The sequence below is a fragment of the Marinobacter sp. C1S70 genome (assembly GCF_000475355.1).
Lineage (GTDB): Bacteria > Pseudomonadota > Gammaproteobacteria > Pseudomonadales > Oleiphilaceae > Marinobacter > Marinobacter nauticus.
Genome location: NZ_AXBW01000001.1, coordinates 71,966 through 95,685, shown reverse-complemented (window position 1 = coordinate 95,685; position 23,720 = coordinate 71,966). Strand labels below are relative to the sequence as shown.

At 58.0% G+C, this 23,720-nt stretch carries 24 protein-coding genes; 16 read left to right on the top strand and 8 right to left on the bottom strand.

The annotated features are described in order from the left end of the window. Nucleotides 1-74 precede the first annotated feature (74 nt). Nucleotides 75-1,667 carry an antiporter gene (locus Q669_RS00465; RefSeq protein ID WP_011786579.1) on the top strand — a complete coding sequence of 531 codons (1,593 nt, stop codon included), beginning with the start codon at nucleotides 75-77 and terminating at the stop codon, nucleotides 1,665-1,667. Between the two features lie 82 nt (nucleotides 1,668-1,749). On the opposite strand, the gene Q669_RS00460 is transcribed toward Q669_RS00465, so the two are convergent. From Q669_RS00460 to Q669_RS00450, 3 genes are all read right to left on the bottom strand, one after another. Beyond that, nucleotides 1,750-2,376 (bottom strand): ankyrin repeat domain-containing protein, encoded by a 627-nt coding sequence (locus tag Q669_RS00460; protein ID WP_011786580.1) that lies wholly within the window; start codon nucleotides 2,374-2,376, stop codon nucleotides 1,750-1,752. A 102-nt stretch (nucleotides 2,377-2,478) separates the two neighbouring features. Then, nucleotides 2,479-3,984, bottom strand: a complete 1,506-nt coding sequence (locus tag Q669_RS00455; RefSeq protein WP_011786581.1) for an MFS transporter — start codon at nucleotides 3,982-3,984, stop codon at nucleotides 2,479-2,481. A gap of 46 nt (nucleotides 3,985-4,030) precedes the next feature. Continuing rightward, nucleotides 4,031-4,492, bottom strand: coding sequence for a universal stress protein (locus Q669_RS00450; RefSeq protein WP_014422501.1), 462 nt, complete (start codon nucleotides 4,490-4,492; stop codon nucleotides 4,031-4,033). 272 nt (nucleotides 4,493-4,764) lie between these two features. On the opposite strand from Q669_RS00450, the gene Q669_RS00445 reads away from it, so the two are divergent. The 3 genes from Q669_RS00445 to Q669_RS00435 all read left to right on the top strand — a co-directional run bounded on the left by Q669_RS00445 (nucleotide 4,765) and on the right by Q669_RS00435 (nucleotide 7,569). Then, nucleotides 4,765-6,123 carry an MFS transporter gene (locus Q669_RS00445; RefSeq protein WP_022990813.1) on the top strand — a complete coding sequence of 453 codons (1,359 nt, stop codon included), beginning with the start codon at nucleotides 4,765-4,767 and terminating at the stop codon, nucleotides 6,121-6,123. A gap of 88 nt (nucleotides 6,124-6,211) precedes the next feature. Next, nucleotides 6,212-6,670 (top strand): EVE domain-containing protein, encoded by a 459-nt coding sequence (locus tag Q669_RS00440; RefSeq protein ID WP_022990812.1) that lies wholly within the window; start codon nucleotides 6,212-6,214, stop codon nucleotides 6,668-6,670. A 77-nt stretch (nucleotides 6,671-6,747) separates the two neighbouring features. After that, complete coding sequence (locus Q669_RS00435; RefSeq protein WP_022990811.1) at nucleotides 6,748-7,569, top strand: ion transporter; 822 nt, start codon at nucleotides 6,748-6,750, stop codon at nucleotides 7,567-7,569. A 1-nt stretch (nucleotide 7,570) separates the two neighbouring features. Here the strand turns inward: Q669_RS00435 and Q669_RS00430 are convergent, their stop codons facing one another. Further along, complete coding sequence (locus tag Q669_RS00430; RefSeq protein ID WP_014422505.1) at nucleotides 7,571-7,942, bottom strand: SirB2 family protein; 372 nt, start codon at nucleotides 7,940-7,942, stop codon at nucleotides 7,571-7,573. 123 nt (nucleotides 7,943-8,065) lie between these two features. On the opposite strand from Q669_RS00430, the gene Q669_RS00425 reads away from it, so the two are divergent. Then, complete coding sequence (locus Q669_RS00425; protein WP_022990810.1) at nucleotides 8,066-9,250, top strand: NnrS family protein; 1,185 nt, start codon at nucleotides 8,066-8,068, stop codon at nucleotides 9,248-9,250. A gap of 72 nt (nucleotides 9,251-9,322) precedes the next feature. Here the strand turns inward: Q669_RS00425 and Q669_RS00420 are convergent, their stop codons facing one another. Next, nucleotides 9,323-9,838, bottom strand: a complete 516-nt coding sequence (locus Q669_RS00420; RefSeq protein WP_011786588.1) for an SRPBCC family protein — start codon at nucleotides 9,836-9,838, stop codon at nucleotides 9,323-9,325. Between the two features lie 202 nt (nucleotides 9,839-10,040). Here Q669_RS00420 and fabA point away from each other — a divergent pair, with 202 nt between their 5' ends. Beyond that, complete coding sequence (gene fabA, locus Q669_RS00415) at nucleotides 10,041-10,550, top strand: bifunctional 3-hydroxydecanoyl-ACP dehydratase/trans-2-decenoyl-ACP isomerase (protein ID WP_011786589.1); 510 nt, start codon at nucleotides 10,041-10,043, stop codon at nucleotides 10,548-10,550. An 11-nt stretch (nucleotides 10,551-10,561) separates the two neighbouring features. Further along, nucleotides 10,562-11,773: a beta-ketoacyl-ACP synthase I gene (gene fabB / locus Q669_RS00410; RefSeq protein WP_011786590.1), complete on the top strand. Its 1,212-nt coding sequence runs from the start codon at nucleotides 10,562-10,564 to the stop codon at nucleotides 11,771-11,773. On the opposite strand, the gene Q669_RS00405 is transcribed toward fabB, so the two are convergent. Beyond that, a complete protein-coding gene (locus Q669_RS00405) occupies nucleotides 11,774-12,130 on the bottom strand; it encodes a helix-turn-helix transcriptional regulator (RefSeq protein ID WP_011786591.1) in 357 nt (118 codons plus the stop codon). Nucleotides 12,131-12,318: 188 nt separating this feature from the next. Here Q669_RS00405 and yegQ point away from each other — a divergent pair, with 188 nt between their 5' ends. From yegQ to Q669_RS00365, 8 genes are all read left to right on the top strand, one after another. Then, nucleotides 12,319-13,641, top strand: coding sequence for a tRNA 5-hydroxyuridine modification protein YegQ (gene yegQ / locus Q669_RS00400; protein ID WP_022990809.1), 1,323 nt, complete (start codon nucleotides 12,319-12,321; stop codon nucleotides 13,639-13,641). Nucleotides 13,642-14,144: 503 nt separating this feature from the next. Beyond that, on the top strand, nucleotides 14,145-15,593 hold the full coding sequence (sufB, locus tag Q669_RS00395) for a Fe-S cluster assembly protein SufB (RefSeq protein WP_011786593.1): 1,449 nt from the start codon (nucleotides 14,145-14,147) through the stop codon (nucleotides 15,591-15,593). A 208-nt stretch (nucleotides 15,594-15,801) separates the two neighbouring features. Beyond that, nucleotides 15,802-16,563, top strand: coding sequence for a Fe-S cluster assembly ATPase SufC (gene sufC, locus Q669_RS00390; protein WP_011786594.1), 762 nt, complete (start codon nucleotides 15,802-15,804; stop codon nucleotides 16,561-16,563). Nucleotides 16,564-16,578: 15 nt separating this feature from the next. After that, nucleotides 16,579-17,865 carry a Fe-S cluster assembly protein SufD gene (sufD, locus tag Q669_RS00385; RefSeq protein WP_011786595.1) on the top strand — a complete coding sequence of 429 codons (1,287 nt, stop codon included), beginning with the start codon at nucleotides 16,579-16,581 and terminating at the stop codon, nucleotides 17,863-17,865. Nucleotides 17,866-17,870: 5 nt separating this feature from the next. Next, nucleotides 17,871-19,124, top strand: coding sequence for an aminotransferase class V-fold PLP-dependent enzyme (locus tag Q669_RS00380; RefSeq protein WP_011786596.1), 1,254 nt, complete (start codon nucleotides 17,871-17,873; stop codon nucleotides 19,122-19,124). Between the two features lie 12 nt (nucleotides 19,125-19,136). Beyond that, nucleotides 19,137-19,493, top strand: coding sequence for a HesB/IscA family protein (locus Q669_RS00375; protein WP_011786597.1), 357 nt, complete (start codon nucleotides 19,137-19,139; stop codon nucleotides 19,491-19,493). A gap of 25 nt (nucleotides 19,494-19,518) precedes the next feature. After that, complete coding sequence (gene sufT, locus Q669_RS00370; protein ID WP_022990808.1) at nucleotides 19,519-20,061, top strand: putative Fe-S cluster assembly protein SufT; 543 nt, start codon at nucleotides 19,519-19,521, stop codon at nucleotides 20,059-20,061. Continuing rightward, nucleotides 20,058-20,516 carry a SufE family protein gene (locus Q669_RS00365; RefSeq protein WP_022990807.1) on the top strand — a complete coding sequence of 153 codons (459 nt, stop codon included), beginning with the start codon at nucleotides 20,058-20,060 and terminating at the stop codon, nucleotides 20,514-20,516. Before sufT ends, Q669_RS00365 begins: the two co-directional genes overlap by 4 nt. Nucleotides 20,517-20,519: 3 nt before the next feature. Here the strand turns inward: Q669_RS00365 and Q669_RS00360 are convergent, their stop codons facing one another. Both Q669_RS00360 and Q669_RS00355 read right to left on the bottom strand, forming a co-directional pair. After that, nucleotides 20,520-21,731: a flagellar assembly protein T N-terminal domain-containing protein gene (locus Q669_RS00360; protein WP_036148040.1), complete on the bottom strand. Its 1,212-nt coding sequence runs from the start codon at nucleotides 21,729-21,731 to the stop codon at nucleotides 20,520-20,522. 55 nt (nucleotides 21,732-21,786) lie between these two features. Continuing rightward, nucleotides 21,787-22,323 carry an LPP20 family lipoprotein gene (locus Q669_RS00355; protein WP_022990805.1) on the bottom strand — a complete coding sequence of 179 codons (537 nt, stop codon included), beginning with the start codon at nucleotides 22,321-22,323 and terminating at the stop codon, nucleotides 21,787-21,789. A 272-nt stretch (nucleotides 22,324-22,595) separates the two neighbouring features. Between Q669_RS00355 and Q669_RS00350 the strand changes: the two genes are divergently transcribed. Then, on the top strand, nucleotides 22,596-23,717 hold the full coding sequence (locus Q669_RS00350; protein ID WP_022990804.1) for a CCA tRNA nucleotidyltransferase: 1,122 nt from the start codon (nucleotides 22,596-22,598) through the stop codon (nucleotides 23,715-23,717). Nucleotides 23,718-23,720: the final 3 nt, after the last annotated feature.

Genomic DNA, 23,720 nt, shown 5'->3' with positions numbered 1-23,720 from the left:
TTGCAAAATGACTCCAACGCCGTGACAGCCACTGATTCCGGTGGCTCCGGGTCAAAGAAACGAGGAGCTTAACCATGGCAAAAACCAACGCCGACATTGAACACTGGGATGTCGAAAGTGAGGAGTTCTGGGAGCGGGAGGGCAAGAAAGTCGCCTCCCGCAACCTGTGGATTTCCATCCCCAGCCTGCTGATGGGATTCGCCATCTGGCTGATGTGGGGAATGATCACCACCCAGATGAAAAACCTGGGGTTTTCTTTCACCGTTGAACAGCTGTTCACACTTACGGCCATTGCCGGCCTGTCCGGTGCAACCCTGCGAATTCCGGCCTCGTTCATGATCAAGATTGCCGGCGGTCGCAATACCGTTTTTCTGACCACCGCATTGCTGATGATCCCGGCGTTCGGCACCGGTGTCGCCCTGATGAATCCAGACACACCGTTCATCGTGTTCCAGGCGCTGGCGCTGCTGTCCGGTATTGGCGGCGGTAACTTTGCCTGCTCCATGAGCAACATAAGCGCGTTTTATCCCAAGAGTAAACAGGGTTACGGGCTGGGCATGAACGCCGGCCTGGGCAACTTCGGCGTGACCACCATGCAGATTCTGATCCCTCTGGTGATGACCGTCGGAGTGTTCGGCGCCCTTGCCGGCGACCCCATGCAGCTGCAAAGCCCAAGTGGCACTCTGATTGGGCGCATTGAGGCCGGCACCGACACCTGGATCCAGAATGCAGGCTTCATCTGGTTGGTGTTTCTGATTCCGCTGGCCTTCGCGGGCTGGTTCGGCATGAACAACCTCAAGGTGGTGACTCCCAACCCTGGCAGCCCGATATCTGCCTTCGGTAAGATTCTTGGTCTCTATGGCGTTGGCCTGCTGACCTCTATTGCCGGCGTCTGGGCCCTGTCAGTCATGAATATGTGGCTGGCCCTGCCCATCACCATCGTGCTGACCGTGGCGCTGCTCAGACTGATCCCAGGTGACATCAAGCCCAACATAAAGAACCAGTTTGCCATCTTCAGCAACAAGCACACCTGGTCCATGACCGTGCTTTACATCCTGACTTTCGGTTCTTTCATCGGCTTTTCTGCCGCCCTGCCGCTGTCCATCAGCGTCATCTTCGGCAACATGATGGAAGTCGGAGCGGATGGCGCCATGACCCGTGTAGTCAACCCGGATGCACCCAGCGCTCTGACCTGGGCCTGGATGGGACCATTCGTCGGCGCTCTGATTCGTCCGGTCGGAGGCTGGATTTCCGACAAGATGGGCGGTTCCATCGTTACCCAGATCATCTCGGTGGTGATGGTTGTCGCTTCGGTCGCCACCGGCTACGTGATGATGCTGGCCTACAACTCAACTGATCCGAACAGCTACTTTGCCCTGTTCCTGATCCTGTTCATTGTGATGTTCGCCGCCAGCGGTATTGGCAATGGCTCCACCTTCCGCAGCATTGGTTTCATCTTCAACCAGCAGCAGAAGGGCCCGGTACTTGGCTGGACCTCAGCAATCGCCGCCTACGGCGCGTTCATCGCTCCTCGGGTGATGGGCCAGGAAATCCAGGCCGGCACCCCGGAAGTGGCCATGTACGGGTTCGCAGTGTTCTATGCGGTGTGTCTGGTGGTTAACTGGTGGTTCTACCTGCGCAAGAACGCCTACATCAAGAATCCGTAACAGCAAGAATCCAAGCGTTAGACCTCTGCTTGCCGGCCCCACAAGGGCCGGCTTTTTTATGGCGGCAGGGAACGACCAATGATCAGCGTTTCTCCGCGGCTTCGGGCTCACAACCCAGAGCAGTGAGCACCTGCTGCATGGGCTCCCCCTCCCCGGCACTTGCCTCCAGCGCCAGATCCCTGGCGCTCTTGCCCGATTTATTAACCAGCTCCGGATCTGCCCCGGCAGAGAGCAGCAACCGAACCAGTTCCGGATTGCGGTTGCGCACAGCCATCATCAGCGCAGTCTGCCCGTTTTCGTATTCCCGGATGTCAGGATCGGCACCTCTGGTCAGTAGCAGGCGTGCAGCCTCCGGACGGCTGGCAATCACCGCCCCCATCAGAGCCGTATAGCCGGTTTTTTCCGTATGGTTTATATCCGCGCCATGATCCAGCAAGAAGGCAAGAATATCCGTATGACCACGGGAGGCAGCCCTCATCATGGCCGTCCACTTGCAGTCGTCCCCTGCGTCAACCCGGGCCCCACGCTCGACCAGCTCGGCAACCCGGTCAGTCTCGCCCTCTTCCGCCGCCACAATCAGGGGAGTTCTACCCCTGCTGTCACGGGCTTCCAGATCCTCGCCTTCGCCCAGGAGCTGCCAGAATCCGAGTAACAGGGCCAGCGCCAACATCGCCCCCATCAGCCCGGACCAGCGTTCCCAGAACCCCATGACCTCTCTCCTGTTGCGACCACTTTCCTCCGAGCATACAAAAAACCCGCCGGGATTGCTCCGCGGCGGGTTGTCACAGCTCCCGTTGTAAAGGGAACGTTTTTACCGTGCTGTCTGGCCCGCCAACCGTTGGCGCTCCTCTTCTTCGATCTGCAGATCGACAGAAGACACGTGGTATTCCTCAGAGAAGCCGCTCTCGGGTTCCTTCAGCCACATAATGCACAGTATCCAGCTAACAAAGGCTCCAGCGGCGATGATGAAGAAGAACTGGGTCGGGGTAACGAAGGTGAAGATGGTCAGGTAGACCACCGCACCGACGTTGCCATAAGCCCCTGCCATACCGGATATCTGACCGGTTAACCGGCGCTTGATAGACGGGATGATGCCAAAGGTGGCGCCTTCTGCCCCCTGTACGAAGAAGGATGTGAACACAGTGATTGCCACAGCCACGATCAGCGGCCAGTTGGAATCCAGCAGGCCCATCAGTCCGAAGCCTACGGCAATACCGAACATGTAGCTGAGCATCACGAAGCGGCGGTTCCCCATGCGGTCAGATACCAGGCCGCCCATCGGACGCGCCATCAAGTTCACGAAGGCGAAAGAGGCCGCAATCAGCCCCGCTGCCGTTGCGCTCAGGCTCCAGGTCTCTTCGAAAAACATCGGCAGCATGGAGACCACGGCGAGTTCCGCGCCAAAGTTAGCGAAGTAGGTGCTGTTCAGGGCAGCCACACTGTTGAACGGGTATTTGTCGTCCTCAGGCACGCCTTTCTTCAGGATGGGTACGTTTACCCGCAGTATCTGAACAATCTGATAGCAGACAATGGCGAAGATCACCGCGTAACAGATAGCAGCCCCGGTGGCAGACAGGTACCCCATGTTCTGGATACGCCACACCAGAATAGCCAATACCCCGACCAAAGGAATGGTCCACAGGATCAGCTTGACCATATCACCCCAGGTGCTGACTTCCAGTGCCACGGCCTTACGGGGTTTACGATGCACGGTACCAGCAGGGCCGTCGGTAATCGCGAACCAGTAGTAGACGCCGTATGCCGCCATCACGATGGCGCTCTGGGCGATGGCCCAACGCCAGCCGTCTTCACCGCCGTACATGGTAATGGCAATGGTTGGCAGTGACATGGCCGCCGCCGCAGAACCAAAGTTGCCCCAGCCCGCATAAAAGCCCTCTGCAAAGCCTATGTCCTTCGGCTTGAACCACATGGCCGTCATATGGATACCAACCACAAAGCTGGCACCGATGGAGCTCAGCACCAGGCGACTGACCAGCAACTGAGACATGGTGTTACCGAAAGCAAACACCAGTGCCGGTATGGCCATCACCACCATCAGCACCGAAAATACCCGCCGCGGTCCGAAGCGGTCCAGCGCCATACCCACGATGATGCGGGCAGGAATCGTCAGCGCCACGTTACAGATGGCAAATAGGCGCAGGTCGTCCTTGGTCAACCAGTCCACGCTTTTGAGCATGCTGGACGCCAGTGGCGCCATGTTGAACCAGACATAGAATGTAATAAAGAAGGCAATCCAGGTCAGGTGTAGTGCCCTGATTTCAGGATTGCGGACGCGGAATACGTCAGCGACTTTCATTTCAGCCTCCCGGGGCTAAGACAATGGAAACAGGTAATCCCGGCCATCAACGGCTGGGCAGAATCAGAAGTGGGCACTGGATCCGGCGAGCCAGGAAGGAGCTGACGCTGCCAAACGTCATGTAATCCAGTTCGTCCACGAAATAGGTCAATGATCGGGCAATGAAGCCGCCGTCAGGCTCATGACTGTGACGAGCGATGACCAGCATGTCTGGCCGTACCTTCTTCTCTGCGGCAAACAGCAGGCTCTTTCGGGCGTCACCCTCCAGCATCAGGGTCTCAGCGCTTACCTGCTCGCTTTCACACAGTTCCAGCGCTTCCTGCAGGTGCTGTTTCAGCTCGCCCACTTCTTCCTGAAACAGGTCTTCATTACCGGAGGTGATGTCGCGTGGGTTTTCTGCCACCGCAACCAGCGTGATTTTTGGCTCCAGCCGCCGAAACATGGTGATGGTCTGGGCCAGCGCCAGTTTCGCGTTTCGGGAACCGTCGTAGGCAATCATGATGTTCATGGGGTTCTCCCGGTATCACACCCCCCAAAACGGAGGCATTCGAGTTGATATCAGTCAGCATTACCCCATAGCACCCAGCTGCCATAATTGATCTTGATCAAGCCTGAACTCGCGTACCCCACCAGAGAAAGCCCCGGAATATCACCTTTCCCGGGATAGTGACCATTGACCTACCCCCTTTGCACCCAGCAGGAGGTACCTCTAATGCCTCGGCCCAGAAATCCGGCTTTTTGGTATGGTTTCAGAGGAGAGTTATCTGGCCAGGAGAGACCATGACGAGCACGCCCGCAAAAGCTCAGCAATATCGGGCATTGGGCCTTTCTACCTTTGCCTTCACCCTTTGTTTCGCCGTCTGGACCATCTTTTCCATCATCGGCATTCGCATCAGTGAAGAGCTGGCGCTGTCCGACACCCAGCTGGGATTGCTGATGGCCACGCCGATTCTTACCGGCTCCATCAGTCGTTTATTCCTGGGCATCTGGACCGACCGTTACGGCGGGCGCTGGGTGTTCGGTATTCTGATGCTGACCACGGCGGCCTGCGTGTATCTGCTGACCTTTGCCACCACCTACGCCATGATGCTGGTCGGGGCCCTCGGGGTGGGCCTGGCCGGCGGCGCTTTCATTGTCGGGGTGGCCTATACTGCGGCCTGGTTTGAACCGGCTAAACAGGGTACAGCACTGGGCATTTTCGGCGCCGGCAACGTCGGTTCTGCCGTGACCAACTTCGGTGCCCCGTTTCTGCTGGTAGCCTTCGGCTGGGAGAAAACCGCGCAGATATACGCAACGGTGCTGGCCATTATGGGCATCGCCTTCCTGCTACTGGCAAAAACCGACCCGCTGGCCGAACAACGCCGAAACGCCGAACAGAAATCGTTTGCCGAACAGATGGCGCCGCTCCGGGACCTTCGGGTGTGGCGCTTTGCCCTGTACTATTTTTTTGTGTTCGGCGCCTTTGTTGCCCTGGCTCTCTGGCTTCCCCATTACCTGATCGGCGTTTATGGTCTGGACATCAAGGCCGCCGGCATGATCGCCGCGCTCTATACCATCCCCGCTTCCCTGTTCCGCATCCTCGGGGGCTGGCTGTCGGACCGCTACGGCGCCAGACGCGTGATGTACTGGACGTTTATTGCCTCGGCAGTCTGTACCTTCCTGCTCAGTTATCCACCAACCCGCTATGTGGTGCATGGCATCGAAGGGGATATCCATTTCACCCTGGCCATGAGCCTGCCCATGTTCGTGGTGCTCACCTTTATACTCGGTTTTTTCATGTCGCTCGGTAAGGCGGCCGTCTACAAACACATTCCGGTGTACTACCCGATGCATGTGGGTGCGGTCGGCGGCGTGGTAGGAATGATCGGGGGCATAGGTGGTTTCGTTCTGCCGCTTACCTTCGGCGTGCTGAACGACATAACCGGCATCTGGCAAAGCTGCTTCATGCTGATGTTCGCCATTGTGGCGGCAGCCCTGGCCTGGATGCACTACGCCATCCGCAAGGCGGAACGGGTGGAATGGGCGGCCCAGACCGAGCAGACCGATCTGCCGGAACTGGCCTCCCCGCAGTTGTTCTATCCCATGAACCGTCGTCCGGCAGCAGATGCCGCCATGCGGAACTCCGACCAACACGGGTAAATGCCCCGGACACCGTTTCGTGCTTTATGCCCCGCCTTCGGGGCTTTTTTGTATACTGGCCCAACAATGATCGAGTGGAGTCCCGCTGGTGGCAAAATGGCTGGTTAAAACCGAACCCTCTGAATGCGGCATTGATGATTTTGCCCGTCAGCCTGAGGGTGTTATTCCCTGGGATGGTGTGCGCAATTACCAGGCCCGCAACTTCCTGGCGCAGATGCGGGAGGGAGATCTCGTCTTTATCTATCACTCCAGCTGCAAGCGCATAGGCATTGCCGGTATTGTTCGCGTAGTGAAATCCGCCTACCCGGACCCAAGCCAGTTCAACCCGGAGTCTCCCTACTACGACCCGAAAAGCACTGCAGAAAAACCTCGCTGGCAAGCGGTCGACCTGCAGTTTGAACGGAAATTGCCGGCGTTGATCCCACTGGACTCACTCAAAGCCATGCCGGAGCTCAGTGAACTGGCTCTGGTACGCAGAGGCAGCCGACTCTCGGTCATGCCGGTCAGCGATGCCGAGTGGCAGCAAATCCTCCACCTGGTCGATTAAACTCAGATCACAGGCCTACCACCACCGGCTCCGTAGCTTTAGAATTGCCGCGTTTCAATTCTCCCGGAGCCGTCGAGATGTCCATGGACATGAATCCCGCCAGCAGCTTTGCCCAGCTCAAGCGCATTGAATCGAGCAAGGTGTTCCAGACTGTTGTTATCGCCATCATCATTCTGTCTGCCCTGACCATCGGCGCCAAAACCTATGATCTGCCACCATTGGTGGAACAGAGCCTGTCGGTGATGGACAACGCCATCACCCTGTTCTTTCTGGTGGAAATCCTGTTCCGGTTCGCCGCCTGCCCACTCAAACGCCGCTTTCTCATGGATGGCTGGAACCTGTTCGACACCATCGTGGTGATCGGCAGCCTGATCCCTCTGGACAATTCCGAGGCGGTATTGCTGGGCCGGTTACTGCGCGTATTCCGGGTGCTTCGACTGGTATCAGTGGTGCCCGAGCTGCGCTTTCTGATCAACTCGTTACTGAAAGCTATTCCGCGCATGGGCTACATTGCCCTGCTGATGTTCATCATCTTCTACATCTACGCTGCCATGGGCTCCATGTTCTTCGCCACCGTTGACGAAACACTCTGGGGCGATGTCGCCATCGCCATGCTCACACTGTTCCGGGTTGCAACCTTTGAGGACTGGACCGACGTGATGTATGCCACCATGGAAGACTATCCCATGAGCTGGTTGTACTACCTGACCTTTATCTTCCTGACGGCCTTTGTGTTCCTGAACATGATGATCGGGGCGATACTGGAGGTAATGAGCGAGGAGCAGAACGCCAAACAGGCCCAGAAGGCCCACGATGAGCGGGATGAGATTGCCCGTCAGCTCCGGGCTGTACAGGAACAGCTGCAGGAACTGACGAAGCAGGTCAGCGAGAAACGCTGATTCAGAATGGCTTGGCCATGGCCAGATGGAAAATAGCCGTCACCTGCACCAGGGCAAGTACCGCCGCCACAATGCGTGCGGGCTTGCCCACAGTGGTTTTCAGCGCAAACACCCCGGCAATGATGTAACCGAACAACAACACGATCTTGGTGATCAGCCAACCGGGCATGGCAGAGGCATAACCGGCCACAAACACCAGCGCAATGGCCGCGACCAGAAGGATGGTGTCATTGATGTGGGGAATGAACCGTAGCGGCGTCTGGCGCCAGCCTGGTCGCCCGACCGCATCAAGCAGTAGCCGCAGGGCAAACAGCGTAATGGTGAGGTAGGCGGTGGTCATGTGCAGGTGCTTCAGGATCATGTACGAGGTCATGGAAGTTCCTTTGTTAACAAACGATTTGCGGCCATTGTACGCAAACTACCCCCAAGCAGGTATGGTTAATACTGGCATGAAGGTTTAACATATACCCAGAATACATGTATATGGGAGACATCTATGCAGGCCATACCGACTTCCCCTGAACGGGCGTCTGCCAGCCTCAGCCAACTCTTTTCCTATCCTTTCCGGATTTTTTTCCTGTCCATGACGGTACTGGCCATTGTTGCCATCCCGCTTTGGGTTCTGGAAGTCACCGGCATGGTTCAGTTGCCACTGGCTCTGCCCGCCCTGTTCTGGCATCAGCACGAAATGCTGTTCGGCTTTCTCTCTGCTGCCATCGCAGGCTTTCTGCTCACCGCTGTCTGCGTCTGGACCCAGACCAACCGAACCCATGGTGCACTGCTCGCAGGACTCTGGGGCGTGTGGCTGGCCGGTCGCCTGTTACTGGCCTTTGGCGGCAACCTGCCGGACTGGCTGGTACAGGGCGTGAATCTGGCTTTTCTGCCCCTGGTGATGATTGATGCCGGCTGGCGCGTGTGGAAGGCCCGCCAGAAACGACAGCTGATGATCCTGGTGGTGCTCGGGTTACTTTGGTTGATGCAGATCGGCTTTGTCACCCGCCTGGACATGGCGTTCAGCTATGGTGCGCTGATCATGGCCATGGCACTGATCAGCATCATCGGAGGCCGGATTACCCCGGCATTTTCGGCTGGATGGCTGCGCCAGCGTGGCGGCAATGCAGAGGCGGTCAAGATGATTCCGGCACTGGATATGGCGGCACTGTTCTCCATGATCCTGCTGATGGCATCCCTGGTGACGGGCTGGCAAACCGTCACCGCCGTCATTGCGGTGGTTGCTGCATCGTTGATGCTGGTGCGCCTGTATAACTGGAAAGGCTGGCTGGTGCGCAAAGATCCCTTGCTCTGGATTCTGCACCTGTCCATTCTCTGGGTGCCGGTTGCACTGATTCTGCTGGCAGGCGCTCTGGTGGCCGGTTGGCCAACCAATGCCTGGAGCCATGCCGCCGGCACTGGCGCCATCGGCTGCCTGATTCTGGGGGTGATTGCTCGAGTGTCACTGGGCCATACCGGCCGGCCGCTGGTGTTGCCGAAGGGCATGGTTCTGGCGTTTGTGGCCATCCAGCTCGCTGCGGTTGTTAGGGTGTTGACCGCATTCAATCTGATTCCCTGGCACCCCGGCATTGGCACCAGCACCCTGCTGTGGATGCTGGCCTATGGCCTGTTCCTGGTGCGTTATACCGTCATTCTGGCCAGCCCCCGGCCAGACGGGCGCGAAGGCTGATCCAGTGCCAGATACGAAAAGGCCGGCTCGGGGCGTAACCGAGCCGGCCTTTCTGTTTTCGGCGGCAGGACTTCAGGCCGCCATTTTCTCTTTCAGCAGCTTTTCAAAATGGGATCGGGCCGCACGGAACCGGGCTGCCGGAAAGTGAATGCTGATGCCCTCCAGTGCTGCCATCAGCATTTCCAGATGGGCATCCCAACCGGCGCAGGCAATAGGCACCACCTCATCGTCCGGCAACGACAGCGTCAGGCAAAGCCGGGTACAGACTCCTTCCCGCAGTATTTCCCAGGTCAGCGGCCGCTCAGGGGCATCTCCGGAACTCCAGGAGTAGGACAACAGCCGGTGAGGCCGGCAGGCGGTAATGGTACAGTCGATGGGCATGCCACTGTTGCCAAAATCCAGCTGAACCCGGCCACCTTCACGAGCCTCCAGAGACCCGGCAGCCAACCAGTTGGCCAAATGCACCGAATCGGTCAGCATATTCCAGACAGCCTCTGGAGGATGATCCAGCAACCGTTCCAGGTGTACCAATACCCGGCCCGTCTCGAACCGGATTTGTCCATCGATGAATTCCTCATCTGCAGACATAGGCCCTCCCAAATATGGCGAACTTCACAGATTCGACGAAAGTATCAAACCGGACAAAAATTAGCCTTGATGACCATCAACCGGCTCTGGATGCGGCTTTCGGGGAACTTATCGGCGGTAATCATCCACTAAAGGTCAATAGCCGTTCACAGAACAGGCGCTAAAGTAGAAGAAATCATTTTGCAACAGAGACACAGGCAACATGTATCCTGATCACTTTGACAAAGAAGACCTGATCCGCTGCGGCCACGGCCAGCTGTTCCCCGGCGCCATGCGCCTGCCCATCGACGAAATGCTGATGGTCGACCGTATTACCCACATCGGAGCCGATGACGGCGAATATGGCAAAGGCAGCCTGGTGGCCGAACTGGACATCAACCCGGATCTCTGGTTTTTCAAAGTGCATTTTGAGGGCGACCCGGTGATGCCTGGATGCCTGGGCCTGGATGCCATGTGGCAGTTGGTCGGCTTCTTCCTGGCCTGGAGCGGCGGTGAAGGTAAGGGTCGTGCCCTGGGGGCCGGAGAGGTGAAGTTTTTCGGACAGGTTTTGCCGGAAAACAAAAAGGTCACCTACTATCTGGATATCAAGCGGTTGATTCGCCGCAAACTGACCATGGCCATTGCGGATGCCCGCATGGAAGTGGACGGGCGGGAAATCTACACCGCCAAAGACCTTCGGGTCGGCCTGTTCACATCGACTGATGACTTTTAGGAGTTAGCACAATGCGTCGCGTTGTAGTTACCGGCATGGGGATTGTCTCCAGCCTTGGAACCAACCAGAAAGAAGTGGCCCAGTCGCTTCGCGAATCCCGCTCCGGCATTGCCTTCAGCGAAGAAGCCCGGGATAACGGCCTGCGCAGCCACGTTGCAGGCAAGATCGACCTGAACCTGTCAGAACTGATCGACCGCAAGATCTGGCGCTTTATGAGCCCGGCCGCCGGCTACTGCTACCTGGCCGCCAAAGAGGCCATTGAGCAGGCTGGCCTGACCGACGAACAGCTGCGTGCAAACACCACCGGCGCCGTATTTGGTACTGGTGGTGCTTCCACCGTCGAACTGCTGGATGCCATCGACACTCACCGCGACAAAGGCCTTCGCCGGGTGGGCCCGTACCGGGTACCCCGCACCATGGGTAGCGCCATCAACGCCTCCATCACCACCGCCTTTGGTATCACCGGTATCAACTACGGCATCACCTCTGCCTGCGCCACCAGCGCCCACTGCATCGGCCACGCGGCTGACCAGATCGCCCTGGGCCGCCAGGACGTGATGCTGGCCGGTGGCGGCGAAGACATCCACTGGACCCTGAGCCTGATGTTCGATGCCATGGGGGCGCTGTCCACCAAGTACAACGACACGCCGGAACAGGCCTCGCGCACCTACGATGCAGACCGTGACGGTTTCGTGATTTCCGGTGGCGGCGGCACGCTGATACTGGAATCCCTGGAACACGCCGAAGCCCGCGGTGCCACCATCCTGGCCGAACTGGTCGGCTTTGGCGCCACCTCCGACGGTGCCGACATGGTGGCTCCCAGCGGTGAAGGTGCCATTCGCTGCATGAAACAGGCCATGGCCAACATCGACGGCGAAATCAGCTACATCAACACCCACGGCACCAGCACGCCGGCAGGTGATGTAACCGAGCTGAAAGCGCTCAAGGAAACCTTCGGCGACAAGATCCCGCCGCTGAGTTCCACCAAACCCCTGTGTGGCCACGCACTGGGTGCGGCGGGCGTACACGAGGCCATCTACAGCCTGATCATGCAGCGGGAGAACTTTATTGCCCCGTCAGCCAACATCCAGACCCTGGACGAAGGCGCCGAAGGCTACCCGATTGTGCGTGAACGCATGGACAACCAGAATCTGAACCTGGTAATGAGCAACAGCTTCGGCTTTGGCGGCACCAACGCCACCCTGATCTTCAAGAAGGTCTGATCAGGACAGCCGAAGCGAGCGATATTCAGCCGGCGGCGTCCCCATCCAGCGCTTGAATGCCCGGCTGAATGCGCTTAATTCCGAAAATCCGAGCTGCTCGGCAATTTCCACCAGCGGCTTGGATTTATCTTTCATATAGGTGATCGCCTGCTCCCGACGAACCTGCTCCAGCAGAGCCGCAAACGTCAGCCCCTCCTGGCGCAACTTCTTGTGCAACGTATACCGGCTCATATTCAACTGCCCGGCCACCGCCTCGACACCGACTTTCCCTCGCTCCAACTGAATCCGGATCAGCTTGCTGACCCGCATACTCAGCGAACGCTTTGAATTTTCAGGCCTTAATGGCTCTGATGCCATGCTGGTTCCTCCTGCCTATCGTCCTGGCCCAAACTGCCAACTCCATCAGCGTACACATGTTAGCCGAAATCAATCAATACGACCTTTGAGCAAGATCAATGGCGCATCGGATTATTTGCGGCACAATGCTCGCTTTCAGAATGCCCTACCTGCATCCATCCGCTTTTCAGTTAATACCCGGAGATACCATGACCACCCCGGAACTGCTTGCTCCCGCCGGCACCCCCGAACATCTAGAAACCGCCTTCGCCTATGGCGCAGATGCCGTCTATGCCGGCCAGCCGAGATATTCGCTGAGAGTAAGGAACAACAGTTTCAAAGACGTTGCAGCCCTGGGCGCCGGCATTGAACGAGCGCACGAACTGGGCAAACAGTTCTACCTGGTCTCCAACATTGCACCCCACAACAACAAGGTGCGCAGCTACCTGAGAGACCTGGCACCAGTCATAGAACAGAAACCCGACGCCCTGATCATGTCTGACCCCGGCCTGATCATGCTGGTAAGGGAGAAGTGGCCGGATCAACCCATCCACCTGTCGGTGCAGGCCAACGCTGTCAACTGGGCCACCGTGGAATTCTGGCGCCGCCAGGGCATCAGCCGCGTGATCCTGTCCCGGGAACTGGGCCTGGAAGAAATCCGCGAAATCCGCGAAAAGGTTCCGGCGATGGAACTGGAAGTGTTTGTACACGGCGCCCTGTGCATGGCCTACTCCGGCCGCTGCCTGCTGTCCGGCTACATGAACCACCGCGACGCCAACCAGGGCGCTTGCACCAACGCCTGCCGCTGGAACTATAAAGAAGTCCAGCACAGCCATGACCAGACTGGCGACCTGATCGCCACCTCTGCAGATGCGGTAGAAACCTGCGAGCCCAAAGAAATCCTGCTGGAAGAACCCAACCGCCCCGGCGGCTTCATCCCGGCCTACGAAGACGAACACGGCACCTACATCATGAATTCTAAAGACCTGCGCGCCGTCCAGCACGTGGAGGAACTGGTCAAAATGGGCGTTCACTCCCTGAAAATCGAAGGCCGCACCAAAAGCACCTACTACGTAGCCCGCACCACTCAGGTGTACCGAAAAGCCATCGACGACGCCCTCGCCGGCAAACCCTTCGACATGCACATGATGGACGAACTCGAAGCCCTCTCGAACCGCGGCTACACCGAAGGCTTCCTGCGCCGGCACGTGCCCCAGGAATACCAGACCTACGAACAGGGCTCCTCATATCTCGGCACCCAGCAAGTGGTAGGCACCATTGCCGATGCGGATGACCGATGTCTCACCATCGACGTAAAAAACAAATTCGCCCCCGGCGACCAGTTGGAACTCATCACCCCGGCCGGCAACCTGCGATTCTCTGCCAACACCATGGAAAATCGCCACGGCGAGGCCATGGAGTGCGCACCAGGCAGTGGCCACATCGTAAAAATTCCTAAACCAGCGAACTTGCCGGATAAACTGGACTTCACCTATCTGACCAAGATTTTTGCCGAAAACACAATAGATTAAATCTTCCCAAGCACCACCCTGAGCCCTCACCGGCCAGCGCAATGCATGCGGAGTCGGTCGGGTGGGTCCTCCCAAAACCTTGCGAAGCCATGGATGGCGGAGCAGAGCGTACAGGGAAGTATTCACAGCGTGTTTTGGGAGGACCCACCCGATCGACGCCCTACACCATAGCTCCCAGGCTAGGAGCGCCATTCTCCAGCCTCAAGGCAAACCAAAGTCATAGTCGCCCCCTTAGTGCCCCAAAGGCCGATTAAGGTATAATCCCTACACAACCGATTTAATACCTGACTATTTTACTCTGGTATTGTATAATCGCTCGCCAGAAGCAACGGGAAACCGGCTAACAGCCCCTCCCGTCATCCAAAAACCGATTGCAGGGCGTACTCACGGAGAGAGCGACCACTGCGACATCAGCAAACCGAATACACCCATCCGCCAGCCCAAGGGCTGCCGATGACACAAAGGGCGCAAGCCCTGGATGAGAGAATTACGGAGCGACGATCATGGCGACCACCGACAACGAGGTGAAAGAGCTGATCAAACGGGAATACGAACACGGTTTCGTGACCGAAATCGAAGCCGACACGTTCGAACCCGGCCTGAACGAAGACGTCATTGCCCGCCTTTCCGCCATAAAGAAAGAGCCGGAATGGATGCTGGAATGGCGCCTCAAAGCCTATCGTCGCTGGCTGGAAATGGAAGAGCCGAACTGGGCTCATGTCGGCTACCCGAAAGTCGACTACAACTCGATTTCCTATTATTCCGCGCCCAAGCGCAAAGAGGATATGCCACAAAGCCTGGATGAAGTGGATCCGGAGCTGCTGAAAACCTACGAAAAGCTGGGCATTCCCCTGCACGAGCGCGAAAAGCTTGCCGGCGTTGCCGTGGACGCAGTATTCGACTCGGTTTCCGTAGCCACCACCTTCAAAGAGCCTCTGGCCAAAGCCGGCGTAATCTTCTGCTCGATTTCCGAAGCCGTCCGTGATTACCCCGAACTGGTCCAGAAATACCTGGGCACCGTGGTTCCCCACGGCGACAACTTCTTTGCGGGCCTGAATTCGGCGGTGTTTTCTGACGGCACCTTTGTGTACGTGCCCAAGGGTGTGCGTTGCCCTATGGAGCTGTCCACCTACTTCCGCATCAACGCCGCCAACACCGGCCAGTTCGAACGCACCCTGATTATCGCCGACGAAGGCAGCTACGTAAGCTACCTGGAAGGCTGTACCGCACCCATGCGCGACGAGAACCAGCTGCACGCGGCCGTGGTTGAGCTTGTGGCTCTGGACGATGCCCAGATCAAATACTCCACCGTACAGAACTGGTACCCGGGCGATGAAAACGGCAAGGGTGGTATCTATAACTTCGTGACCAAGCGTGGCGCCTGCATCGGCAAGAACTCCAAGATTTCCTGGACCCAGGTGGAAACCGGCTCCGCCGTCACCTGGAAGTACCCGAGTTGTGTACTGCGCGGTGAGAATAGCGTTGGCGAGTTCTACTCTGTCGCGCTGACGCATAATTACCAGCAGGCCGATACCGGCACCAAGATGATCCACCTGGGCAAGAATACCCGCAGCACCATCATCTCCAAGGGTATTTCCGCCGGCAAGAGCTCCAACGCCTACCGCGGCCTGGTGAAATTCGGCCCGGGCGCAGAGGGCGCGCGTAACTTTACCCAGTGTGATTCGCTGCTGATCGGCGACCGCTGCGGCGCGCACACTTTCCCGTACATCGAGAGCAAGAACAAGTCGGCCATCGTGGAACACGAGGCGACCACTTCCAAGGTCAGCGACGAGCAGATGTTCCTGTGCCGCCAGCGCGGTATCGACCCGGAACAGGCGGTGTCCATGATTGTGAACGGCTTCTGTAAAGAGGTGTTCAAGGAGCTGCCGATGGAGTTTGCGGTTGAGGCTGGCAAGCTTCTGGAAGTGAGCCTTGAAGGGTCCGTTGGTTAAACGCTATGCCCCGCTGGCCTCGGAGGAGGCCAGCGAGCGGTGGAGCTTTCCGGGATACGCTGTGAATACATCCCTGTACGCTCGACAAAATCATCCCTGATTTTGACGATCCCGGAAAGCTCCCCCGCTCACTGTCCCGAACGTTATTGGGGCATCGAAGGGTACGAATTTATAGATCGAAATTCAGGATATAGAGAGACATCTACAAATGCTGAGTATCAAAAACCTGCACGCCTCCGTTGAGGGCAAAGAAATCCTCAAGGGCATTAACCTGGAGATCAAGGCCGGGGAAGTTCACGCCATCATGGGCCCGAACGGTTCCGGTAAGAGTACCCTGTCACAGGTTCTGGCAGGCAACGACGCATTTGAAGTCACCGAGGGCGAAGTCACCCTGAACGGAGACAACCTCCTGGATCTGGAAACCGAAGAACGCGCCCGCGAAGGCATCTTCCTGGCCTTCCAGTACCCGGTGGAAATCCCGGGCGTGAGCAACCTGCAGTTCCTGCGCACCGCCGTCAACGCCATGCGCAAGCACAAGGGCCAGGATGAGATGAACGCTGCTGAGTTCATGAAGCTGGCCAAGGAAGTTTCCAAACAGGTAGACCTGGACCCGGCCTTCCTGAAACGCGGCGTGAACGAAGGCTTCTCCGGTGGCGAGAAGAAACGTAACGAGATCATGCAGGCCCTGCTGCTGCAGCCGAAACTGGCCATTCTGGATGAAACCGATTCCGGCCTGGACATCGACGCCCTGAAAGTGGTTTCCGATGGCGTGAATGCTCTGCGCTCGGAAGACCGCGCCATTCTGATGGTCACTCACTACCAGCGCCTGCTGAACCACATTGTTCCGGATTATGTGCACGTACTGGCTGGTGGCAAGATCATCAAGTCGGGCGGTCGTGAACTGGCCCTGGAACTGGAAGAGAAAGGTTACGGCTGGCTGGGCATTAAAGACGACGACACCAGCAACTGATCAGGAGGCCGTGGAATGAAATCTGTACCCATGCTTTCCAGCGCCTTCCTGCACCCGGCCGGGGAATCCCTGCCGGAGCCGTTGCTGGCGCTGCGCAAGGAGCGGGCCAGCGCGCTGGTGGATATGCCGCTGCCTACTCGCAAGACCGAGAACTGGAAGTACTCCAGCAAGTACCTGAAGCTGGCCGACGATATGGCCATTTCCCTGCCGGCCGAAGGCAAGACCGGCAACAGTCTCGCTGTGCCAGGCTACAAAGTGGTTTTCATCAACGGCGTGATGATTCCTGAAGCCAGCGAGTATCCGGATCTCGACGGTATCGAGATCCTGAGCTTCAACGATCTGGCTAACGACGAAGCTGAAGCCCTGTCTGCAAAGCTCGGCAGCACCCTGAATCACGATCAGGCTCAGTTTGCCCGCCTGAACGGGGCGCGCTTCGAAGATGGCCTGTTCATTCGCCTGAAACCCGGCGCGGTGCTGGATCAGCCGCTATTCATCATCCATGAGACCAGCGCTGACGCCAGCGGCTCCGCCTATCCACGTATCTACGTGGAAGCCGGCGCCAACAGCCAGCTGACCCTGGTAGAGGAGTACACCTCCAGTGGTGAAGCATCCGCCTTGGTCAGCACAGTAACCGAATTCAATCTGGCCGATGGCGCCAACGTCACCAGCATCCGCCTGAACATGGAAGGCGAGAATGTTCAGCACATTGGCGCTACCGGGGTACTGCAACAACGCAGCTCGCGCTTCGAGAGCCATTGCGTTGGTTTTGGCGGCCCCCTGCGCCGGCACGATCTGCAGGTGCGGCTTGAAGGCGAAGGTGCGGAAACCAAGCTCAATGGCGTGGTGGTTACCCAGGGCAAACAGCACTACGACAACCACACGTCTATTGACCATGTCGCGGCCCACTGCAACAGCGAAGAGACCTATCGCAATATTGCAGCCGACCAGTCCCATGCCGTGTTCAACGGCCGGATTCATATCCACCAGGACGCCCAGAAATCCAATGCGGATATGAACAACAAGAACCTGCTGCTGTCCAACGGAGCAGAGATTGACACCAAACCGGAACTGGAAATCTACGCCGACGATGTGAAGTGTGCGCACGGCGCCACCATCGGTCAGCTGGACGAGACTTCCGTGTTCTACCTGGTATCGCGCGGGATCGGCCGCCGGCAGGCCAATGTTCTGCTCACCATGGCGTTCATTAACGAACTGGTGCAACAGATTCCAGTGGAAGCCGTGCGTGAAACCGCCCAGGCGCGGTTAAGTGATTTCTTTGAGCAAACCTTTCAGGAGGCCTGAGGGGCATGACTGATCTGTCCATGGCAAACAACACCCAGTCAATGGTGTTTGATGTGCAAGCCATTCGCCGTGACTTCCCGATTCTCAATCAGGAGATCAACGGGAAGCCGCTGGTGTATCTGGACAACGGCGCGTCGGCGCAAAAGCCACAGTCCGTGCTGGATGCCATGGATCGCTATTACCGCGAGATGCACTCCAATGTGCACCGTGGCGCCCATACCCTGGGTGATCGTGCGACGGCTGCGTTTGAAGGCGCCCGGGAAACCGTGCGCCAGTTTCTGAACGCGTCCAGCACCCGAGAAATCATCTGGACCCGAGGCACCACGGAAGCCATCAACCTGGTGGCCAATGGCCTGGCCCCGCGCCTGAAAGCCGGCGATGAGATTCTGGTCAGCCACATGGAACACCACGCCAACATTGTGCCCTGGCAGATGGTGGCCGAGCGCACCGGCGCCAGGGTTGTGCCCATCCAGGTGACACCGCAAGGCGAGCTGGACCTGGATTCGTTCAACAGCCTGCTGAACGAGCGCACCCGGGTGCTGGCGATCACCCACGTGTCCAACGCGCTGGGCACCGTCAACCCAATAGCGCCCCTGATCGAACAGGCGAAAAAACAGGGGGTACTGACCCTGGTGGATGGCGCCCAGGCGGTACCCCACTTCCAGCCGGACGTTCAGGCTCTGGGCTGTGATTTCTATGCATTCTCTTCCCACAAGCTGTTCGGACCCACGGGCATTGGCGTACTTTATGGCCGAGCCGAACTGCTGGAAGAAATGCCGCCTTATCAGGGCGGTGGCGAAATGATTGAGCGGGTATCGTTCGAGCGAACCACCTGGAATGTGTTGCCCTACAAATTCGAGGCCGGAACCCCGGCTATTGCCGAAGCAGTGGGCCTGGGCGCCGCCATCGATTATCTGAACTCGCTGAACCGAAAGGCCATGGAAGCAGCAGAGGATGCCTTGCTGCGCCGGGCCAATGAATTGGTCGAAACCGTGCCAGGCATGGAGATCATCGGTACCGCCGCCAAGAAGGTACCGGTGATGTCGTTCAAGATTGCCGGCCTGCACCCAAGCGACATCGGCACCCTGCTGGACCAGCAGGGCATCGCCATCCGCACCGGCCACCATTGCGCCATGCCATTGATGGATTTCTACGGAGTACCCGGTACAGCCCGGGCATCGTTTGCGTTCTACAATACGCTGGAAGAGGTCGAGAAACTGTTTACCGGCCTGCAAAAGATCCAGCGCCTGTTTGCCTGAGGAGGTGGAAACATGACAGCCGAAGTCTTCACCCCAAGCGATGTGAACGTGACCATGACCCCTACGGCGGTCAAACACGTTCGCAAACAACTGGACAAGAAACCGGAAGCCAAGGGCATTCGCCTGGCCATCAAAAAGAGTGGCTGCTCCGGCTTCAAGTATGAAACCCAGTGGGTAGAAACACCGGAATCCGATGATCGTATTTTTACCATCGACGGCGTGGATGTGTTCGTAAAGCAGGAACACTTGCCACTGGTGAACGGCATCGAAATCGACTTTGTCACCGAGGGTGTGAACTCCCTGTTCCGCTTCCGCAATCCCAACGCCACCGCTGAATGCGGCTGTGGTGAAAGCTTCACGGTGGCGTAAAGCACAGAGATAGGACTGATCAAACATGCAAGAACGCGAAGTCGTCCTGACCAAACGCGAAGTGGAAGCCCGCCTGGTACCTGCCGGAACGGAAATCATGATTCCGTCAGACACCTTTGTGACCATTACCCAATCCCTCGGCGGTAGCTTCACCGTGGCGGTCAACGGCAATCTTGCCCGCATTGAAGGCCACGACGCCGATGCCCTGGGCAAGCAGCCGCTGGAAAGCAGCTTCGAGACCCCGGAAGACGGCACCATCAACGAAAACCAGGTATGGGAAGCGCTGCGTAACTGCTACGACCCGGAAATCCCGGTGGACGTAGTCAACCTGGGCCTGATTTACGAATGCCGGATTGAGAACGGCACAGAAGACGGCAATCACGTTTACATCAAAATGACCCTGACCGCGGCTGGCTGCGGCATGGGGCCGGTAATCACCGACGATGTGAAGCGCAAGGTGGAGCATGTACCTAATGTGGACAAGGTTACCGTTGAGCTGACCTTTGATCCGCCCTGGAACAACGATATGCTCACCGACGAAGCCAAACTTGAACTGGGAATGCTATGACCGCCAGCAAGGAACAATTTCTGAACAATCCCCTGGGCAAAGACACCACCCTTGAAGACGTTCTGGATGCGTTTGAGTTTCTGGACGACTGGGAAGAACGCTACGCCTACATCATCGATCTGGGCAAACAGCTGCCCGGTTTTCCGGATGATGAGCGGGTTGAAGAAAACTACGTACACGGCTGTCAGAGCCAGGTATGGCTGATTCATCGTTACGATGAGGAAAGCGGTAAACTGTTCCTGCTGATCGATTCCGATGCCATGATTGTGCGCGGCCTGGCCGCTATCATTCTGGTGGCCCTGAACGGCAAGACGCCGCGAGAGCTGCTGGCCACCGATATCGATGAGTTGTTCGAGCAGCTGGATCTGTTCCGCCATATTTCCCCCACCCGGGGCAACGGCCTGCGAGCTATGGTCGGCAAGATACGGGATATTGCGGCGGCCGAGGCCGCCTGAGACTTACCAGATAATGGCCAGGTCATCGCGTTGAACGTTGATCAGGCCACCTTCCGTAGGGATTCGCCCGTTACTGAAATCCGGATGCACGTTGTCCAGTGTCAGCGTCACCCCGGTATCTGACAGTTCGGGTGTACCGTCCAATGAATCAAAGTAACGCTGACTGCGGTACAGATTGAGCTCATCCCCCGGGCGGAGCCCCGCCGTTGCGCCGGAGGCAAGAGTCACCCGGTTGCCATCCACACGGGTTATGCGGGCCATGAATGGCTGACAGGCCAGAGCATTGTTAACGGCGGCGGTCATCTCGGCAATCACACCGTCAACCGCCTGCCCCCACTCGGAACTTTCAAAGCCCGCCGAGGCAAAACCGCCGGTACCACTGCCATCCGGCTGCCACCGTGCCGAGGTTTCAAACCGCTGCCGGAAGACCGGGGAACCGCTGAAGCCGTCAAAAACCATCACTTCGGCCTCAAACCGGCGGGTGGTGTCAGCCATTCCGATACCGCGCTGCATGCGATCCAGAATCGAACTGCCCCAGGCACCGGGGTCGGCCAGGCCGATATCCCGAATCACACCGGCCACCACAAACTGAGCACCCAGTTCCCGGGCCAGCTGAACCACATTTGTCAGATGATTGCTGGCCAGATTTTTCTGAGACGTGGGCGCATCCGGGAGGTTGCTGAACAGCTGTAACGATGTCGCCCCCAGCACCTGCAATTGCCCCTGTTGTTGCAAGCGAGCCACCAGTTCCCGCGGCAACTGTTCGCCGGCGTCATCCAAGGCCGCACCGCCGCCCTGCTCCGGACGGGTGATCGGGAACGCGGTTACCGCCACCCGTTTACGCAAACCGGATGCCTGCCCGGCCTTGCAGCTGCCAGCGTGGCCTTCGGCATCCGACATCTCTGCCCGGACAATCACCCTCAGCAGATTGCCACTTCGGTACTCATCCACAATCGTGGCATTGCGAACCTGGGCCATGGCCGACAGCTCGGTATGAGAGCCCACAAGCTCACCGTTCTCCATGGTATCCCGGGTGCTGACCCTGGCCTGATATTGCAGCGCCAGGTCGCGCATCGCCGCCTGACGCGCCTCGGTGCGGGCCTGGTCCAGATTATTCTCCCGGATATTGGCGTGCCCCACGCCTTCGAGGACCACGCCATGGGCAAACCCGGTGCACAGGCTCAGCATCCAGAACAGAAGCATTGATCTCATCATGGCAATTTAACCCACCGGAACGATACCGGTTCAATCACGGCGTTCATCAACAGGCCTAATCGAGGTAGTACAGGGAATCTGTGCGACGGGCCTCAACATCCCCTACACGGTCATTCCGCCTGGGCATGGGAATGGCACAGACATCCTGCACCTGATCGTCCGCCACCTTCGCCACACACTCCCGGAACCTCGGCTCCAGGCGCAGCTCCATCACGGTTTCCACCACGCCATCGCTATGCTCATTCACCGCCACCATCCGGGCGCCGCGAATGTAGCTGTCCACATAGGTGCGGAAACTGTCGTTCTGCAACACGAAGTCATTCACCGTGGAACTGCCGTAGATCACGGTACCGTAGACCCGCTCGGCCAGGTTCCGGTAGGCGTCCAGCTGTGAAGCCCGTCGAGCCAGTAAGCGCTTCCTGGGGTCAACCCTATCGTTCTGAGTATGTTGATAGGCACCAAAACCACTAACCCGAACGGTTATAGGCTGAAAGACTTCAGATCCGGACTGGTCGCTCCAGTAACTGCTCAACGGCGCACAGGCGGCAACAGCAATAGCCAGAACAGGAACTAGGATCCAGCGCAACGTCATTATCATGTCTCCACAAAAGACTTTAGCCAGAATCATGAAAAAATCACGCCACGTTCTCCACCTAATTGATATTTATTCACTTTCTACCATTTGGCACCACACTCGAACAGTTTCGACGGCAAAATATTGCCTCTATCGATATAGACAGAACAAGTCATTATCCAGCGTGCTGGATATCACGGAAGACGCCAGTTCACCACAGTTTGCCTCTGGCCGGTCGTGGCCGGATAATCCCCGTTACCCATTCATGGCAATCAGGAACAAACCGCATTATGCAAACCTATCTGGTGGGCGGCGCTGTCCGCGACAAACTGCTCGGCCTGGGCGTTAAAGACAGGGACTGGGTAGTGGTTGGTGCCACCCCCGAAGACATGCTCCAGCGAGGCTTCAAACAGGTAGGCGCGGATTTCCCGGTTTTCCTGCACCCGGACACCGGCGAGGAATACGCCCTGGCCCGGACCGAGCGCAAGCAGGGGCGCGGGTACCACGGATTCAGCGTTTACAGTGCACCGGATGTCTCCCTGGAAGACGACCTTCGCCGCCGTGACCTGACCATCAACGCCATGGCAGAAACCGAGAACGGCGACCTGGTAGACCCGTTCAACGGCCATGCCGACCTGGAACAGAAAAAGCTTCGGCATGTGTCTGAAGCCTTCGCCGAAGATCCCCTGCGCATCCTTCGCACCGCCCGCTTCGCCGCGCGCCTCCAGCCACTGGGGTTCAGCATTTGCCGCGAGACCATGGCACTGATGCGGGGGATGGTCGCCAGTGGCGAACTCAGGGACCTGGTACCGGAGCGGGTGTGGCAGGAAGTTCAAAGGGCACTGCATGAACAGGCTCCGGGCGTGTTCTTTGATGTGCTCCGGGAGCTCGGCGCCCTGACGGTGCTGATCCCTGAATTGACCGATGAACAGCCTTTCCGCCAGGGTCTCAGCGCCCTGCAGTGCATCCACCGCAAACAGGGGTCTACCGCCCAGCATTACGCGGCCCTGCTCAGTGGCGTGCCCGAGCCAGACGCCGTTGCCAGGGCTAAAGCCATGAAAAGCCCCAACGACTGTCGGGAACTGACCCACCTGGTCTGCCTGTTCATGGCTCAGTTGAACGGAGCCTCGCCTGAAACCCGGCTGACACCGGAACTAGCAATGGAGCTTCTGGACACAGCCGATTTCTGGCGCCGGCCCGATCGTTTCGGCGTTTTGCTGGGTACCCTCGCCTGCACCCTTCAGAGCGAACCCGCCCATTTAGTTCAGCAACTGGAACTGGCCGCACATCGAGCCCAGAGCGTAACCCCTCACCCGTTCCTGCAAAAAGGCATTCAGGGCAAAGCTCTGGGCGAAGCAATCCGGAAAGAGCGCGTAGCCCGTATTACTGAGGCACTGCATTTACCGGAATAAGGA

Coding starts and splice junctions, on each gene's coding strand:
- Q669_RS00465 (WP_011786579.1), top strand. CDS start 75: ATGGCAAAAACCAACGCCGACATTGAACACTGGGATGTCGAAAGTGAG.
- Q669_RS00460 (WP_011786580.1), bottom strand. CDS start 2,376: ATGGGGTTCTGGGAACGCTGGTCCGGGCTGATGGGGGCGATGTTGGCG.
- Q669_RS00455 (WP_011786581.1), bottom strand. CDS start 3,984: ATGAAAGTCGCTGACGTATTCCGCGTCCGCAATCCTGAAATCAGGGCA.
- Q669_RS00450 (WP_014422501.1), bottom strand. CDS start 4,492: ATGAACATCATGATTGCCTACGACGGTTCCCGAAACGCGAAACTGGCG.
- Q669_RS00445 (WP_022990813.1), top strand. CDS start 4,765: ATGACGAGCACGCCCGCAAAAGCTCAGCAATATCGGGCATTGGGCCTT.
- Q669_RS00435 (WP_022990811.1), top strand. CDS start 6,748: ATGTCCATGGACATGAATCCCGCCAGCAGCTTTGCCCAGCTCAAGCGC.
- Q669_RS00430 (WP_014422505.1), bottom strand. CDS start 7,942: ATGACCTCGTACATGATCCTGAAGCACCTGCACATGACCACCGCCTAC.
- Q669_RS00425 (WP_022990810.1), top strand. CDS start 8,066: ATGCAGGCCATACCGACTTCCCCTGAACGGGCGTCTGCCAGCCTCAGC.
- Q669_RS00420 (WP_011786588.1), bottom strand. CDS start 9,838: ATGTCTGCAGATGAGGAATTCATCGATGGACAAATCCGGTTCGAGACG.
- fabA (WP_011786589.1), top strand. CDS start 10,041: ATGTATCCTGATCACTTTGACAAAGAAGACCTGATCCGCTGCGGCCAC.
- fabB (WP_011786590.1), top strand. CDS start 10,562: ATGCGTCGCGTTGTAGTTACCGGCATGGGGATTGTCTCCAGCCTTGGA.
- Q669_RS00405 (WP_011786591.1), bottom strand. CDS start 12,130: ATGGCATCAGAGCCATTAAGGCCTGAAAATTCAAAGCGTTCGCTGAGT.
- yegQ (WP_022990809.1), top strand. CDS start 12,319: ATGACCACCCCGGAACTGCTTGCTCCCGCCGGCACCCCCGAACATCTA.
- sufB (WP_011786593.1), top strand. CDS start 14,145: ATGGCGACCACCGACAACGAGGTGAAAGAGCTGATCAAACGGGAATAC.
- sufC (WP_011786594.1), top strand. CDS start 15,802: ATGCTGAGTATCAAAAACCTGCACGCCTCCGTTGAGGGCAAAGAAATC.
- sufD (WP_011786595.1), top strand. CDS start 16,579: ATGAAATCTGTACCCATGCTTTCCAGCGCCTTCCTGCACCCGGCCGGG.
- Q669_RS00380 (WP_011786596.1), top strand. CDS start 17,871: ATGACTGATCTGTCCATGGCAAACAACACCCAGTCAATGGTGTTTGAT.
- Q669_RS00375 (WP_011786597.1), top strand. CDS start 19,137: ATGACAGCCGAAGTCTTCACCCCAAGCGATGTGAACGTGACCATGACC.
- sufT (WP_022990808.1), top strand. CDS start 19,519: ATGCAAGAACGCGAAGTCGTCCTGACCAAACGCGAAGTGGAAGCCCGC.
- Q669_RS00365 (WP_022990807.1), top strand. CDS start 20,058: ATGACCGCCAGCAAGGAACAATTTCTGAACAATCCCCTGGGCAAAGAC.
- Q669_RS00360 (WP_036148040.1), bottom strand. CDS start 21,731: ATGATGAGATCAATGCTTCTGTTCTGGATGCTGAGCCTGTGCACCGGG.
- Q669_RS00355 (WP_022990805.1), bottom strand. CDS start 22,323: ATGACGTTGCGCTGGATCCTAGTTCCTGTTCTGGCTATTGCTGTTGCC.
- Q669_RS00350 (WP_022990804.1), top strand. CDS start 22,596: ATGCAAACCTATCTGGTGGGCGGCGCTGTCCGCGACAAACTGCTCGGC.